Raw genomic sequence first — 13,242 nt, 5'->3', positions numbered from 1 at the left:
CTGCCATGACAGAGCTTGAAACCGCAGGCAGAACTGACTTACCGCCCGGCACCATCATCGCCGCCGGCGACATCGTCGAGGCCGCGGGCCATCCCGTCGGCAGCGGTGTCATCAAGCCCGGCTACGACCTCCGGCTGACCAACGAGGACCTCGCACCGCTGGCCAAGCAGCGCTGGACGTCGTACAACATCTTCGCGTTCTGGATGTCCGACGTGCACAGCGTCGGCGGCTACGTCACCGCAGGCAGCCTGTTCGCACTCGGCCTGGCCAGCTGGCAGGTCCTGATCGCGCTGGTTGTCGGCATCGTGATCGTCAACGTGTTCTGCAACCTGGTGGCAAAACCGAGCCAGGTCACCGGGGTGCCCTATCCGGTGATCTGCCGCAGCGTGTTCGGCGTGCTCGGCGCGAACATCCCGGCCATCATCCGCGGGCTGATCGCGGTGGCCTGGTACGGCATCCAGACCTACCTGGCGTCGGCGGCGCTGGATGTCGTGCTGCTCAAACTGTTCCCGGGTCTGGCGCCCTACGCCGACGTCGACGACTACGGCTTCCTCGGTCTGCCGCTGCTGGGCTGGGGCAGCTTCATCCTGCTGTGGATCCTGCAGGCGTGCGTGTTCTGGCGGGGGATGGAATCCATCCGCAAGTTCATCGACTTCTGCGGTCCCGCCGTATACGTGGTGATGTTCCTGCTGTGCGGCTACCTGATCTACAAGGCCGGCTGGGGCGCGATCGACCTGAACCTCGGCGAGGTGACCTACACCGGCCTGTCGTCGATCCCGGTGATGCTCGGCGCGATCGCGCTGGTGGTGTCCTACTTCTCCGGGCCGATGCTCAACTTCGGCGACTTCTCCCGGTACGGCGAGTCGTTCGCGGCGGTCAAGCGCGGCAACTTCCTCGGCCTGCCGGTCAACTTCTTGGTGTTCTCGATTCTCGTCGTCGTCACCGCATCGCTGACCGTGCCGGTGTTCGGTGAACTGCTCACCGACCCGGTCGAGACCGTGGCGCGCATCGACTCGACGTTCGCGATCGTGCTGGGGGCGTTGACGTTCACCATCGCCACCATCGGCATCAACATCGTCGCCAACTTCATCTCGCCGGCATTCGACTTCTCCAACGTCAGCCCGCAGCGCATCAGCTGGCGCGCCGGCGGGATGATCGCGGCCGTCGGCTCGGTGCTGATCACGCCGTGGAACCTCTACAACAACCCGGAGGTCATCCACTACACGCTGGAGACGCTCGGCGCGTTCATCGGCCCGCTGTTCGGGGTGCTGATCGCCCACTACTACCTGGTGCACAAGCAGAAGGTCGACGTCGACGCCATGTTCACCATGGAAGAGGACGGAGCCTACTGGTACACCAAGGGTTACAACCCGGCCGCGGTCATCGCCACCGCGATCGGCGCGGTGGTCGCGGTGATCCCGGTGCTGCTCGGCGGATCGGTCGCCGGTATGCACACCGCCGCCCAGTACAGCTGGTTCATCGGCTGCGGGCTCGGCTTCGCCGCCTACTACGCGATGGCCACGCGCGGCCGCTTCGCGGTGCCCGCGCTGCCGTGAGGCAGATCTGGGTCATCAACCCGAACACCACCGAGGCGATGACGGCCGGCATCGAGCGCTGCGCCCGCGCCGTCGTCGCCCCGGGCACCGTGGTCACCGGCATCACCTCCGAGATCGGTCCCGCCTCCATCGAGAGCCACTACGACGAGGCGCTCGCGGTGCCGGGCGTGCTGCGGGCGATCAGCCGCGGTGAACGCGCGGGTGTCGACGGCTACGTCATCGCGTGCTTCGGCGACCCCGGGCTGGACGCGGCGCGGGAGGCGGCCCGCGGACCGGTGATCGGCATCGCCGAGGCCGCGATGCAGGCCGCCAGCCACCTCGGGCGCGGGTTCAGCGTCGTCACCACGCTGACGCGGACCATGGGCCGGGCCGAGGACCTCGCCAACCACTATGGGATGCAACGGTTCTGCCGCGGAGTGCACGCCTGCGACGTGCCGGTGCTCGACCTCGACACCGACTCCCGCAAGATCGTCACCGAGGCGTGCCGGGAGGCCGTCGAGTGCGATGGCTCCGACGTGGTGGTGCTGGGATGTGCGGGGATGGCGTCGATGTGTACTTCGATCTCCGAGGAGCTCGGCGTGCCGGTGGTCGACGGGGTCACCGCCGCGACACTGAGCGTGCAGTCGCTGATCGCGATGGGACTGCGGACCTCCAAGCGCGGTGAGTTCGCCGCGCCGCCGCCGAAGGACTACCGCACCGGCCGGTGATGGGCGTGCCAGTGCTCGGCGATCTCGATGCGCCGCGCCAACCACACTCCGTCGTGGGACTGCACGTGGTCGCAGAAGCGCTCCAGCGCCGCACTGCGGGCCGGGCGGCCGGCCAGCCGGCAGTGCAGCCCGACCGACAGCATCTTCGGATTCCCCTCGCGCCCTTCCCGATACAGCACGTCGAAGGCGTCGCGCAGATGGGCGAAGAACTCGTCGCCGTTGGCGAAACCCGCCGCCGAGGCGAACCGCATATCGTTGGTGTCCAACGTGTAGGGCACGACGAGATGATCGGTGTCGCCCACCCGCACCCAGTAGGGGAGGTCGTCGGCGTAGGAGTCCGAGTCGTAGCGGAATCCGCCGTGCTCGACCACGAGTTCGCGCGTGTTGGGTGAGTCGCGGCCGGTGTACCAACCGAGGGGAGCGGACCCGGTCAGCTCCTGCAGGATGCGCACCGCTTCGGCCATGTCCGCGCGCTCGGTGTCGCGGTCGATCAACTGGTAGGACCTCCACCGCAACCCGTGACAGGCGATCTCGTGACCTAGTTCGGTGAACGCCGCGAGCGCCTCGGGATTGCGTTGCACCGCGCGCGAAACCGCGAAGATCGTCAGCGGAATGCCGCGCCGCTCGAAGATTCGCAGCAGCCGCCACAGACCCGCGCGCGAACCGTACTCGTAGAGCGACTCCATGCTCATGTGCCGGTCGGGGAACGGTTCGGCCGGGGTGATCTCGGACAGAAAAGTCTCCGACCCGACGTCGCCGTCGAGCACCGAATTCTCCGCACCCTCTTCGTAATTGAGCACGAACTGCACGGCGATTGCGGCGCCGCCCGGCCACTTCGGGTCGGGTGGGGTGCGGCCGTAGCCGACCATGTCGCGCGGGTAGGTCACGCCGGCTCGCCGTAGAGCCGCAGCCGGGCCAGGCCGCCGTCGGGATAGATGTCGAGCCGGACCTTCTCGACGACGCCGGCGTCCTCGATCGGGAACCGGTGCCGGGTGTCGGGCAGCAGGTCGGTGCGCGGCAGCAGGGTCACGTGGGCGCCGTCGCCGCGGACCCCGGTCAACGACGCCGCGGCGGGGCTGTTGCCGACGAAATAGGAGGTGTCGATCTCCGCCAACCGGATTCGGCCGGGGCTGCCGAGCCGCAGCAGAACCCAGTCGTTGCCGTCGTCGCGGCGCCGTGCGGTTTCCCAGCCGTCGCCCATGACCTGCGCCAGCCCGGGGAAGATGATGTTGTGCGGTGAGCTGTAGAAGCGGTTCGAACAGTCCAGCACCAGACCGCCGCTCTCCAGCGCGGCCAGATCGACCGGCCCGGCGCTCAGCGGGTGCAGGTCGGGCTTGCCTTCGCCGTGCACGCGCAGCCGGGCCACCCCGCCGTCGGGGTAGATGCTCAACCGCACATGGGTCCAACGGTTTCCGTCGGTCACCTCGAACGGGTTGCGGGTGTCGCCGTAGACCTTCACGCGTCCGACGAGCGTCTGCCAGCCGGGTTCGGCGGCAATCTGATCTGCGGGTGGGTAGCCCTGGATCTCGAGCGCTTCCACCGATACCTCCGGTGGATAGTTGCCCTTGAACCAGCCGGTGTCGACGACGATGCCGCGGACCACCCCGGGCAGCCCGAGCCGCACGATCGCCTCGTCGTGGCCGGGCTCGCGGCGCCGCCGGGTCTCCCACCCGTCGTACACCTGGCCCTTGTGGCCGAAGGTGGCCGGCCGGAACCCGGCCGGGCCCGGATTGATCAGGTTCTCCTTCTCGGCGAACGTCTCGTCGTTGGCCCAGATGACCGCGCCGCCCAGCGAGCGCAGCGCGAGGTCGGGCAGCCAGGTGAAATCAGGTTCCCGGTCCGGCACCCGACCATCGTCACAGATCGCGGTCACCGCCGCAGCGCGGCCAACCGCCGGATCGCCTCGTCGAGCGTCTCGGTGCGTTTACAGAACGCGAAGCGCACCAGGTGGTTCCAGTCCTTCGCGTGCTCGGCGGCCGCGTCGCAGAACGGCGTCATCGGGATCGCGGCGACCCCGGCCCGGTGCGGGAGTTCGGCGCAGAACGCGGCGCTGTCGTCGTAGCCGAGCGGTCGCGGGTCAGCGCACAGGAAGTAGGTGCCCGCGGTGGCGTGCACGCCGAAGCCCAGTTCGGTCAGCGCCGAGCCGAGCCGGTCGCGTTTGATCTGCAACTCGTCCCGCAGTGCGTCGACCCAGGCGTCCTCGGTGTTGAGCGCGTACGCGATCGCCGGCTGGAACGGCGCGCCGCTGACGTAGGACATGTACTGTTTGGCCGCGCGCACCCCGGCGATCAGATCGGCGGTGCCGCAGGCCCATCCGATCTTCCACCCGGTCACGTTGAACGTCTTGGCCGCGCTGGAGATGGTGACGGTGCGCTCGCGCATCCCCGGGTAGTTCGTCAGCGGCAGGTGTCTGTGCCCGTCGAAGACGAGGTGCTCGTAGACCTCGTCGGTGATGACCAGCAGATCGGCCTCGACGGCGAGTTCGGCCAGCGCGCGCAGTTCGGCGTCGGTGGCGACCATGCCGGTGGGATTGTGTGGCGAGTTGACGATCAGCGCCCTGGTCTTCGGGGTGACGGCGGCCCGGATCGCCTCGACGTCGATGCGGAAGCCTGCGCCGTTCGGCACCAACGGCACCGACCGCCGCCGGCAACCCGCCATCGCGATCACCGGCGCGTAGGTGTCGAATGCGGGGTCGATCAGCAGCACCTCGGAGTCCGGTTCGACGAGGCCGATCACCGCGGCCGCGATCGCCTCGGATGCGCCGACGGTCACCAGCACCTCGGTGTCGGGGTCGTACTCGGTGCCGTAATGGCGTCGGCGCTGTGCGGCGATCGCCTCGCGCAGCGGCGCGATCCCCGCGCCGGGCGGGTACTGGTTGACGCCCTCGGTGATCGCGTTCTCGGCGACCTTCAGCATCTCGGGCGGACCGTCCTCGTCGGGGAAGCCCTGACCGAGGTTGACGGCGCCGACCTCGGCGGCCAGCGCCGACATCTGGGCGAAGATGTTCGTCGCGTACGGCTGCAACCGCTTCACCGTCATGGTCGTCGAGCCTAGGCGGCGCCGCTGCCCTGCCGCTCGGCGGGAAGCAGTGGGCCACCGGCCCAACCAACGGGTTGGGGGAGGGTGGCTGCTAGGCTGCGGGCAGAGGACCACCGTCCACCTGGACAGGCATCCGTAACCCCCATCTGAACAGGAACTTCATGTCTGAAGAAGCCTTCATCTACGAGGCCATCCGCACCCCGCGCGGGAAGAACCGAAACGGCGCCCTCAACGAGGTCAAGCCGGTCAACCTGGTCGTCGGCCTGATCGACGAGCTGCGCAGCCGCTTCCCCGACCTCGACGAGAACCTGATCAGCGATCTGATTCTCGGTTGCGTCTCACCTGTGGGCGACCAGGGCGGCGACATCGCCCGCACCGCCGCGCTGGTGGCCGAGCTGCCCGAGACCACCGGCGGCTTCCAGCTCAACCGCTTCTGCGCCTCAGGTCTCGAGGCCGTCAACACCGCCGCGCAGAAGGTCCGCTCCGGCTGGGACGACCTGGTGCTCGCCGGCGGTGTCGAGTCGATGAGCCGCGTCCCGATGGGTTCCGACGGCGGCGCCTGGGCCGCTGACCCCGAAACCAACTACCGCATCGGCTTCGTGCCCCAAGGCATCGGCGCCGACCTGATCGCGACCATCGAGGGCTTCTCCCGCGAGGATGTCGACCGCTACGCCGCCCGGTCGCAGGAGCGCGCCGCGGCAGCCTGGTCGGGCGGCTACTTCGCCAAGTCCGTCGTCCCGGTCAAGGACCAGAACGGTCTGGTCATCCTCGACCACGACGAGCACATGCGTCCCGACACCACGCTGGAGAGCCTCGGCAAGCTCAAGACCGCGTTCGACGGCGTCGGGCAGATGGGCGGCTTCGACGACGTCGCGCTGCAGAAGTACCACTTCGTCGAGAAGATCAACCACGTCCACACCGGCGGCAACAGCTCCGGCATCGTCGACGGCGCCGCGCTGGTGCTCGTCGGCAGTGAAAGTGCCGGCACCTCACAGGGATTGACCCCGCGGGCGCGCATCGTGGCCACCGCCACCAGCGGCGCCGACCCGGTCATCATGCTGACCGGGCCGACGCCGGCCACCCGCAAGGTGCTCGACCGCGCCGGGCTGACCGTCGACGACATCGACCTGTTCGAGCTGAACGAGGCGTTCGCCTCGGTGGTGCTGAAGTTCCAGAAGGACCTCAACATTCCCGACGAGAAACTCAACGTCAACGGTGGCGCCATCGCGATGGGCCACCCGCTGGGCGCCACCGGCGCCATGATCACCGGAACCATGGTCGACGAGCTCGAGCGCCGCGGTGCGCGGCGGGCGCTGATCACGCTGTGCGTGGGCGGCGGCATGGGCGTGGCCACCATCATCGAGAGGGTTTAAGCACATGGCCGAGAACACGATTCAGTGGGACAAGGATGCCGACGGCATCGTCACGCTGACGCTGGACGACCCGACGGGTTCGGCCAACGTGATGAACGAGCACTACAAGGAGTCCATGCACAACGCCGTGGAACGCCTTGTCGCGGAGAAGGACTCGATCACCGGCGTCGTCATCACCAGCGCGAAGAAGACCTTCTTCGCCGGCGGTGACCTCAAGGGCATGATGAACGTCGGCCCCGACAACGCCGCCGAGGCGTTCGAAGAGGTCGAGACCATCAAGGCCGACCTGCGCAAGCTCGAGACGCTGGGCAAGCCCGTCGTCGCCGCCATCAACGGCGCCGCGCTCGGCGGCGGCCTGGAGATCGCGCTGGCCTGCCACCACCGCATCGCCGCTGACGTCAAGGGTTCGGTCATCGGGCTGCCCGAGGTCACGCTGGGTCTGCTGCCCGGTGGCGGCGGCGTCACCCGCACGGTGCGCATGTTCGGCATTCAGAAGGCGTTCATGGAGGTGCTGTCCCAGGGCACCCGGTTCAAGCCGGGCAAGGCGAAGGACACCGGTCTGGTCGACGAACTGGTCAGCAGCGTCGACGAACTCGTACCGGCCGCCAAGGCCTGGATCAAGGCCAACCCGGACAGCCACACCCAGCCGTGGGATGCCAAGGGCTACAAGATGCCCGGCGGCACCCCGAGCTCGCCCGGGCTGGCCAGCATCCTGCCGTCGTTCCCGGCGCTGCTGAAAAAGCAGCTCAAGGGTTCGCCGATGCCGGCGCCGCGGGCGATCCTCAACGCTGCGGTCGAGGGTGCGCAGGTCGACTTCGACACCGCGAGCCGTATCGAGAGCCGCTACTTCACCCAGCTGGTCACCGGCCAGACCGCCAAGAACATGATCCAGGCGTTCTTCCTGGACCTGCAGGCCATCAACGGCGGCGCGTCGCGGCCCGATGGCATCGAGCCGGTCAAGATCAACAAGATCGGTGTGCTGGGCGCGGGCATGATGGGCGCCGGCATCGCCTACGTGTCGGCCAAGGCCGGCTTCGACGTGGTGCTCAAGGACGTCAGCCTGGAGGCCGCGCAGAAGGGCAAGGGCTACTCCGAGAAGCTCGAGGCCAAGGCGCTCGAGCGGGGCAAGACCACCCAGGAGCGCAGCGACGCGCTGCTGGCCCGCATCACCCCGACCGGCGATCCGGCCGACCTCAAGGGTGTCGACTTCGTCATCGAGGCGGTGTTCGAGGATCAGGACCTCAAGCACAAGGTGTTTCAGGAGATCGAGGACATCGTCGAGCCGAACGCGCTGCTGGGCTCGAACACCTCGACGCTGCCGATCACCGGTCTGGCGACCGGGGTGAAGCGCCAGGAGGACTTCATCGGCATCCACTTCTTCTCACCCGTCGACAAGATGCCGCTGGTGGAGATCATCAAGGGCGAGAAGACCTCTGACGAGGCGCTGGCCCGGGTGTTCGACTACACGCTGGCCATCGGCAAGACGCCGATCGTGGTCAACGACAGCCGCGGCTTCTTCACCTCGCGGGTGATCGGCACCTTCGTCAACGAGGCGCTGGCCATGCTCGGCGAGGGTGTGGAGCCGGCGTCGATCGAGGCGGCGGGCGCGCAGGCCGGTTACCCGGCGGCGCCGCTGCAGCTGTCCGACGAGCTGAACCTCGAGCTGATGCACAAGATCGCGGTCGCCACCCGCAAGGGTGTCGAGTCGGCGGGCGGCACCTACGAGCCGCACCCGGCCGAGGCCGTCGTCGAGAAGATGATCGAGATCGGACGGCCCAGCCGCCTCAAGGGTGCCGGGTTCTACGAGTACGTCGACGGCAAGCGCGCCGGTCTGTGGCCGGGCCTGCGGGAGACGTTCAACTCCGGCACCGCCGATATCCCGTTGCAGGACATGATCGACCGGATGCTGTTCGCCGAGGCGCTCGAGACCCAGAAGTGCCTCGACGAAGGTGTGCTCACCTCGACCGCCGACGCGAACATCGGCTCGATCATGGGCATCGGCTTCCCGCCCTACACCGGTGGTTCGGCGCAGTTCGTCGTCGGCTATCAGGGTGAGCTCGGTGTCGGCAAGGAGGCGTTCGTCGCTCGGGCCAAGCAGTTGGCCGAGCGTTACGGCGAGCGCTTCAACCCGCCGGCCTCGCTGACCTGACCCCGGCTGGTCGCTCGCGCTGGAACAGGCCCCACCGGACTGTCCTTCGTGCGCCGAGCGTCGGGTTTTTGACGTCTTCCGGCCGATTTTGCGTCAGAAATCCGACTCTCGGCGCCAAGAACCGGGCAGCACCTCGACGCTGACCTGACCCCGACTGGTCGAGCGCCGGTTTAGCCTGTCGCGGTGACCCGAAGTTTCACCGACGAGTTCGCGGCGGGCCTGGCGAGTTACGGCGGCCGGCCCTGCATCGAGTTCGAGGGCCGGTGGTACACCGGCGACGAGGTAGCGGCCTACGGCGACGCGATCGCGCGGGCGCTGCGCGACGCGGGCGTGCCCGACGACGCGCCGGTCGGCCTGGTGGTGCGCAACCGGCTGCCGCACGCCGCGGCGATCATCGGTTTCCTCGCGGCCGGGCGCACGGTGTCGATGATCTACTCGTTCCAGTCGCCGGAGGCGGTCGCCCGCGACGTCGAGACGCTGGCGCTCGCGGCCGTCGTCGCCGACGTCGAGGACTGGACCGCGCCCGTCGTCGACGCCGCCCGGCGGGCCGGCAGCGCAGGCGTGGCGATCGACCTGCGCACGCCGCCCGTCGCCGCGCTGATGAGCCGAGACCCGGGCCGCACCCACGCGCGGGCCGAACCCGGTGTGGCACTGCAGATCCTGACCAGCGGGACCACCGGACCACCCAAGCGGCAGTCGATCCCGACACCCGTGCTGCAGCGGACGGTGTTCAGCGTCACCAGCGGGGAAACCGCACCGGCCGACGCCCCACCCGAACTGGCGTACTGGCAGTTCGGCGGCATCGGGGTCTGCCAGCTGATCGCCGGCATCTTCAACGGGCGCCGGATCGTGATGCTCGAACGGTTCAGCGTCGACGGCTACGTGGCCGCCGTGCGCGACCACCGGATCACCCGCTCGGGGGTACAGCCCGCGGTGATCAGGATGCTGCTCGACGCCGACGTCGCCAAGGAAGACCTCGCGTCGCTGGAGTTCCTGATCAGCGCGTCCGGCCCGCTCGACCCCGAGACCCGCGACGAGTTCGAGTCCAGGTACGGTATCCCGATCGTGCTGGCTTACGGCGCAACGGAATTCGCCGGTTCACTGTGCGCGTGGACACCGGACCTGCGGCAGCAGTTCGGTGCGGCCAAACGCAACAGCGTGGGCCGGGCACTGCCCGATGTGCAACTGCGCATCGTCGACCCCGACACCGGCGCCCACCTCGCGGCCGGCGAGCAGGGTCTACTCGAAGCAAAGGTCGCGCCGATCGGCCCGGACTGGATCCGTACCACCGACATCGCCTCGATCGACACCGACGGCTTCGTGTACCTGCACGGCCGCGCCGACGGGGCGATCAACCGAGGCGGATTCAAGATCCTGCCCGAAACTGTTCGGCGCGTGTTGATTTCACACCCCGCGGTGCGCGACGCGTGTGTGGTCGGCGTGCCCGACGGACGGCTGGGCCAGGTGCCGTTCGCGGCCATCGAGGTCGCGCCCGGGCATCCGGTGCCGTCCGACGACGATCTCGCCGACCTGGTCCGTCGATCGCTGCCGGTGTACAACGTGCCGGTGGCGTTCACCGTCGTCGACGAACTGCCGCGCAACCCGGCGCTGAAAGTCAGCCTGCCCGCCGTGGCCGCGCTTTACCGGGCGCGCTGACTCAGAACGAACCGAGGTCGGCCGACAGCCAGTGTTGGGGCCGCATGAAGATCACGACGCTCTCACCGTGCTCGCGGCGCGCCATTTCCAGGTAGCCCTCGACCTTTTCGGGGGGCAGGTAGCGTTTGGTCACCTCGACGAGGTAGTCGTCGGTGCCGGGTTCGATCCGGCTGACGGGGCCGTCGACGCTTACGTAGCGCACCGACGGTTCGACCTGTTGGACCATCAGCGTGAACTCGCCCTGCGCCTCGATCAACCGGTGCTTGCGCGACCCGTTACCGGTGAGCACCCACGGCTCGCCGCCGGGACTGTACTGGTACCAGACGGGCACGGTCAGCGGACCGCGTTTGTCGCCGGCGCTCACCGACAACGCGGCGGTGTGGGGTTGAGCGAGGAACTGTTCGCGTTCGTCCTTGGAGAGGGCCATGCGTCAGGCTAACGCCGGGCCCCGACACCTCTGGAGGAAACTCAGCAGCCGACCCGGGAAAAGAATGCGACCGCGACGATTCCGATCGCGATGGCGACCGGCGTCTGGCCCATCGCGGCGGTGCTCACGACACCGACGACGGCGGCGATGGCGATCACCGCGAGCAGCAGGACATAGAACCAGCGAACGCCGACGTCGCCGCCCGAACGCACGGGATGGGTGTCCATTCCCGTAATCGGATCACGAGTCACGGCTGCCTCCTTTGTGGCCTACATCACATGAATTCGTTCATGTGACCCACACCATACAACAGAAACCGCCGGTCAGAGAAGTGGATGGGCCGAACGTGCCTGTGTCGCGACCCAATTGACGCTTTCGCCAGCGCGGCGATGGCGCTGGCGGACTGCCCGGCCGAGGCTTCCCCGCTGCAAGCCCGCCATGTCGAGCGCAGCTAAGTGATTTGCGCGACCGGATGTACCCGAGCGCCTTACAGACGCTGGGCTAGACGTATCGCGCCACCTGACGGAACGCCGGGCCGGGTGGCATAGAGTCGGGAGCCATGCGCTTCGGACTGTTCATCCCGCAGGGCTGGCGACTCGACCTGGTGGACATCCCCACCGAAGAGCACTGGCCGGTCATGCGCGACCTCGCCACCTACGCCGACGGCAGCGCCTGGGACTCGCTGTGGGTGTACGACCACTTCCACACCGTGCCGGTGCCGACCGAGGAAGCGACGCACGAGGCCTGGACGCTGATGGCGGCGTACGCCGCGACGACGTCGCGGATCAAGCTGGGCCAGATGTGCACTGCGATGAGCTACCGCAACCCGGTGTACCTCGCCAAGGTCGCCGCGACCACCGACATCATCTCCGGCGGCCGGGTTCAGATGGGCATCGGCGGTGGTTGGTACGAACACGAATGGCGCGCCTACGGGTACGGATTCCCGTCGGCAGGGGAGCGGCTGGCCCGCCTCGACGAGGGCGTGCAGATCATGCGCGACGCCTGGCGCGACGGCACCGTCAGCTTCGACGGTAAGCACTACCAGGTCGACGGCGCGATCGTACAGCCGAAACCGTTGCAGGACGGCGGCATTCCGATGTGGATCGCCGGCGGCGGCGAGAAGGTGACGCTGCGGATCGCCGCCAAGTACGCGCAGTACACCAACTTCACCTCCGAGCCCGGCGGTTTTGCGCACAAGTCGCAGGTGCTGGCCGACCACTGCCACAAGGTCGGCACCGACTTCGAGGCGATTGTGCGCTCGGCGAACTTCAACGCGGTGATCGGCGAATCGGAGGCCGACGTGCGTGACCGGGTGGCCCGGCTGCGCGCCCGCCAGGTCGCCAAGGCCGACGAGAACGCCGTCGACGCGATGCTGAGCACGCTCTCGGCGCCCGAATCCGCCAGCGGCACACCGGAACAGGTCGTCGAGAAGCTGGAGAAGATGCGGCAGCTCGGGTGCGAGTACGCGATCCTCTACTTCCCCGAGGCCGCCTACGACCGTTCGGGCATCGAGATGTTCGAGCAGCAGGTGATCCCGGCGCTTCGCTGAGCAGGCCCACCCGGGCGTGAGAGCCCAAAGACCTGAGGGCACCGCTGGCCGAATGTGACGCCCGGACCCCTGCGCCCGGCGATGGTCACTAGGATTGGGGTTTCTGCAGCCCCGCGGATCGAACAGCCCTCGATGGAGACGAACCGTCGCCCAGACGCGGATGGGCGGGACCGGCCGTCTCGGAAGGAACTGGCGAATGAACAAGACCTCGTTGACCGCGCTGGCGCGCGAACAACTCGAGACCGCCCGTGCGGCCAGCAGCGGCCGCAGCGCGCAGACCGTGTACGGCGGGCACGAACACTCGCTGCGTCAGACCGTGATCGCGCTGACCGCGGGTTCGGCGCTCGACGACCACGCCACCAACGGCGAGGCCACCCTGCAGGTGCTGCACGGCCGGGTGCGGCTCACCCATGACACGGCCAACTGGGAAGGTTCGGCGGGCGACCACATCGTCATCCCCAAAGACCGCCACGGACTCCAGGCGATCGAGGACTCCGCCGTGCTGCTGACGGTGTCCAATCCCGTTGGGCCGCACATCTAGCCGCTAGGGCATCGGGGGGATCGGTCCCTGCGGCGGGATCGGCTGCGGGCCGGCGGGCGGCGGTGGCGTGTCGTAGTAGCCGGGCGGTGGCGGCCCGGTGAGCGGGTAGTAGCCCGGCGCTCGGCCACCCGCTCGCCGCCCTCGAGTTTCACCGCGTGCGCACCGGTCTCCTTGAGGAACCGGGTCGCGGTGGCCAGCGCCTGCGCCGGGCCGCCCTCGTAACTGCCGAACGGCATGTCGGCCAC

At 68.4% G+C, this 13,242-nt stretch carries 12 protein-coding genes and 1 pseudogene; 7 read left to right on the top strand and 6 right to left on the bottom strand.

Going from position 1 to position 13,242, the window contains the following annotated elements:
• The first annotated feature begins 5 nt into the window (after positions 1-5).
• Positions 6-1,556, top strand: a complete 1,551-nt coding sequence (locus BHQ18_RS11080; protein WP_084294017.1) for an NCS1 family nucleobase:cation symporter-1 — start codon at positions 6-8, stop codon at positions 1,554-1,556.
• Entirely contained in the window at positions 1,553-2,263 is a 711-nt protein-coding gene (locus tag BHQ18_RS11075) for an aspartate/glutamate racemase family protein (RefSeq protein ID WP_069413668.1), read from the top strand. Before BHQ18_RS11080 ends, BHQ18_RS11075 begins: the two co-directional genes overlap by 4 nt.
• Here the strand turns inward: BHQ18_RS11075 and puuE are convergent.
• From puuE to BHQ18_RS11060, 3 genes are read right to left on the bottom strand one after another with little or no spacing between them, the layout of a single operon-like run.
• On the bottom strand, positions 2,245-3,132 hold the full coding sequence (puuE, locus tag BHQ18_RS11070) for an allantoinase PuuE (protein WP_069413886.1): 888 nt from the start codon (positions 3,130-3,132) through the stop codon (positions 2,245-2,247). The two genes, BHQ18_RS11075 and puuE, sit on opposite strands and share 19 nt — an antisense overlap.
• Positions 3,133-3,146: 14 nt before the next feature.
• On the bottom strand, positions 3,147-4,109 hold the full coding sequence (gene alc / locus BHQ18_RS11065) for an allantoicase (protein ID WP_069413885.1): 963 nt from the start codon (positions 4,107-4,109) through the stop codon (positions 3,147-3,149).
• Between the two features lie 23 nt (positions 4,110-4,132).
• Positions 4,133-5,302, bottom strand: a complete 1,170-nt coding sequence (locus tag BHQ18_RS11060; protein WP_069413667.1) for a pyridoxal phosphate-dependent aminotransferase — start codon at positions 5,300-5,302, stop codon at positions 4,133-4,135.
• Between the two features lie 161 nt (positions 5,303-5,463).
• Between BHQ18_RS11060 and BHQ18_RS11055 the strand changes: the two genes are divergently transcribed.
• The 3 genes from BHQ18_RS11055 to BHQ18_RS11045 all read left to right on the top strand — a co-directional run bounded on the left by BHQ18_RS11055 (position 5,464) and on the right by BHQ18_RS11045 (position 10,480).
• Positions 5,464-6,675 carry an acetyl-CoA C-acetyltransferase gene (locus tag BHQ18_RS11055; RefSeq protein WP_069413666.1) on the top strand — a complete coding sequence of 404 codons (1,212 nt, stop codon included), beginning with the start codon at positions 5,464-5,466 and terminating at the stop codon, positions 6,673-6,675.
• Positions 6,676-6,679: 4 nt separating this feature from the next.
• Positions 6,680-8,824, top strand: a complete 2,145-nt coding sequence (locus BHQ18_RS11050; protein ID WP_069413665.1) for a 3-hydroxyacyl-CoA dehydrogenase NAD-binding domain-containing protein — start codon at positions 6,680-6,682, stop codon at positions 8,822-8,824.
• A 183-nt stretch (positions 8,825-9,007) separates the two neighbouring features.
• Positions 9,008-10,480 (top strand): class I adenylate-forming enzyme family protein, encoded by a 1,473-nt coding sequence (locus tag BHQ18_RS11045; RefSeq protein WP_069413664.1) that lies wholly within the window; start codon positions 9,008-9,010, stop codon positions 10,478-10,480.
• A gap of 1 nt (position 10,481) precedes the next feature.
• Here the strand turns inward: BHQ18_RS11045 and BHQ18_RS11040 are convergent, their stop codons facing one another.
• Both BHQ18_RS11040 and BHQ18_RS11035 read right to left on the bottom strand, forming a co-directional pair.
• A complete protein-coding gene (locus BHQ18_RS11040) occupies positions 10,482-10,907 on the bottom strand; it encodes a pyridoxamine 5'-phosphate oxidase family protein (protein WP_069413663.1) in 426 nt (141 codons plus the stop codon).
• Between the two features lie 41 nt (positions 10,908-10,948).
• Positions 10,949-11,158 carry a hypothetical protein gene (locus tag BHQ18_RS11035; RefSeq protein WP_131815669.1) on the bottom strand — a complete coding sequence of 70 codons (210 nt, stop codon included), beginning with the start codon at positions 11,156-11,158 and terminating at the stop codon, positions 10,949-10,951.
• A 308-nt stretch (positions 11,159-11,466) separates the two neighbouring features.
• On the opposite strand from BHQ18_RS11035, the gene BHQ18_RS11030 reads away from it, so the two are divergent.
• Positions 11,467-12,456, top strand: a complete 990-nt coding sequence (locus BHQ18_RS11030; RefSeq protein WP_069413661.1) for an LLM class F420-dependent oxidoreductase — start codon at positions 11,467-11,469, stop codon at positions 12,454-12,456.
• A gap of 196 nt (positions 12,457-12,652) precedes the next feature.
• On the top strand, positions 12,653-12,997 hold the full coding sequence (locus BHQ18_RS11025) for a cupin domain-containing protein (protein WP_069413660.1): 345 nt from the start codon (positions 12,653-12,655) through the stop codon (positions 12,995-12,997).
• Between the two features lie 92 nt (positions 12,998-13,089).
• Here BHQ18_RS11025 and BHQ18_RS29085 read toward each other — a convergent pair.
• Positions 13,090-13,242 (bottom strand): annotated as a pseudogene (locus BHQ18_RS29085) (3-methyl-2-oxobutanoate hydroxymethyltransferase); the annotation flags it as partial.

It is taken from the genome of Mycolicibacterium flavescens, assembly GCF_001722335.1.
GTDB classification, from domain to species: Bacteria; Actinomycetota; Actinomycetes; order Mycobacteriales; family Mycobacteriaceae; genus Mycobacterium; species Mycobacterium flavescens.
Note: the sequence above shows the minus strand (reverse complement) of the source record. Positions and strands in the feature narration are given on the sequence as shown.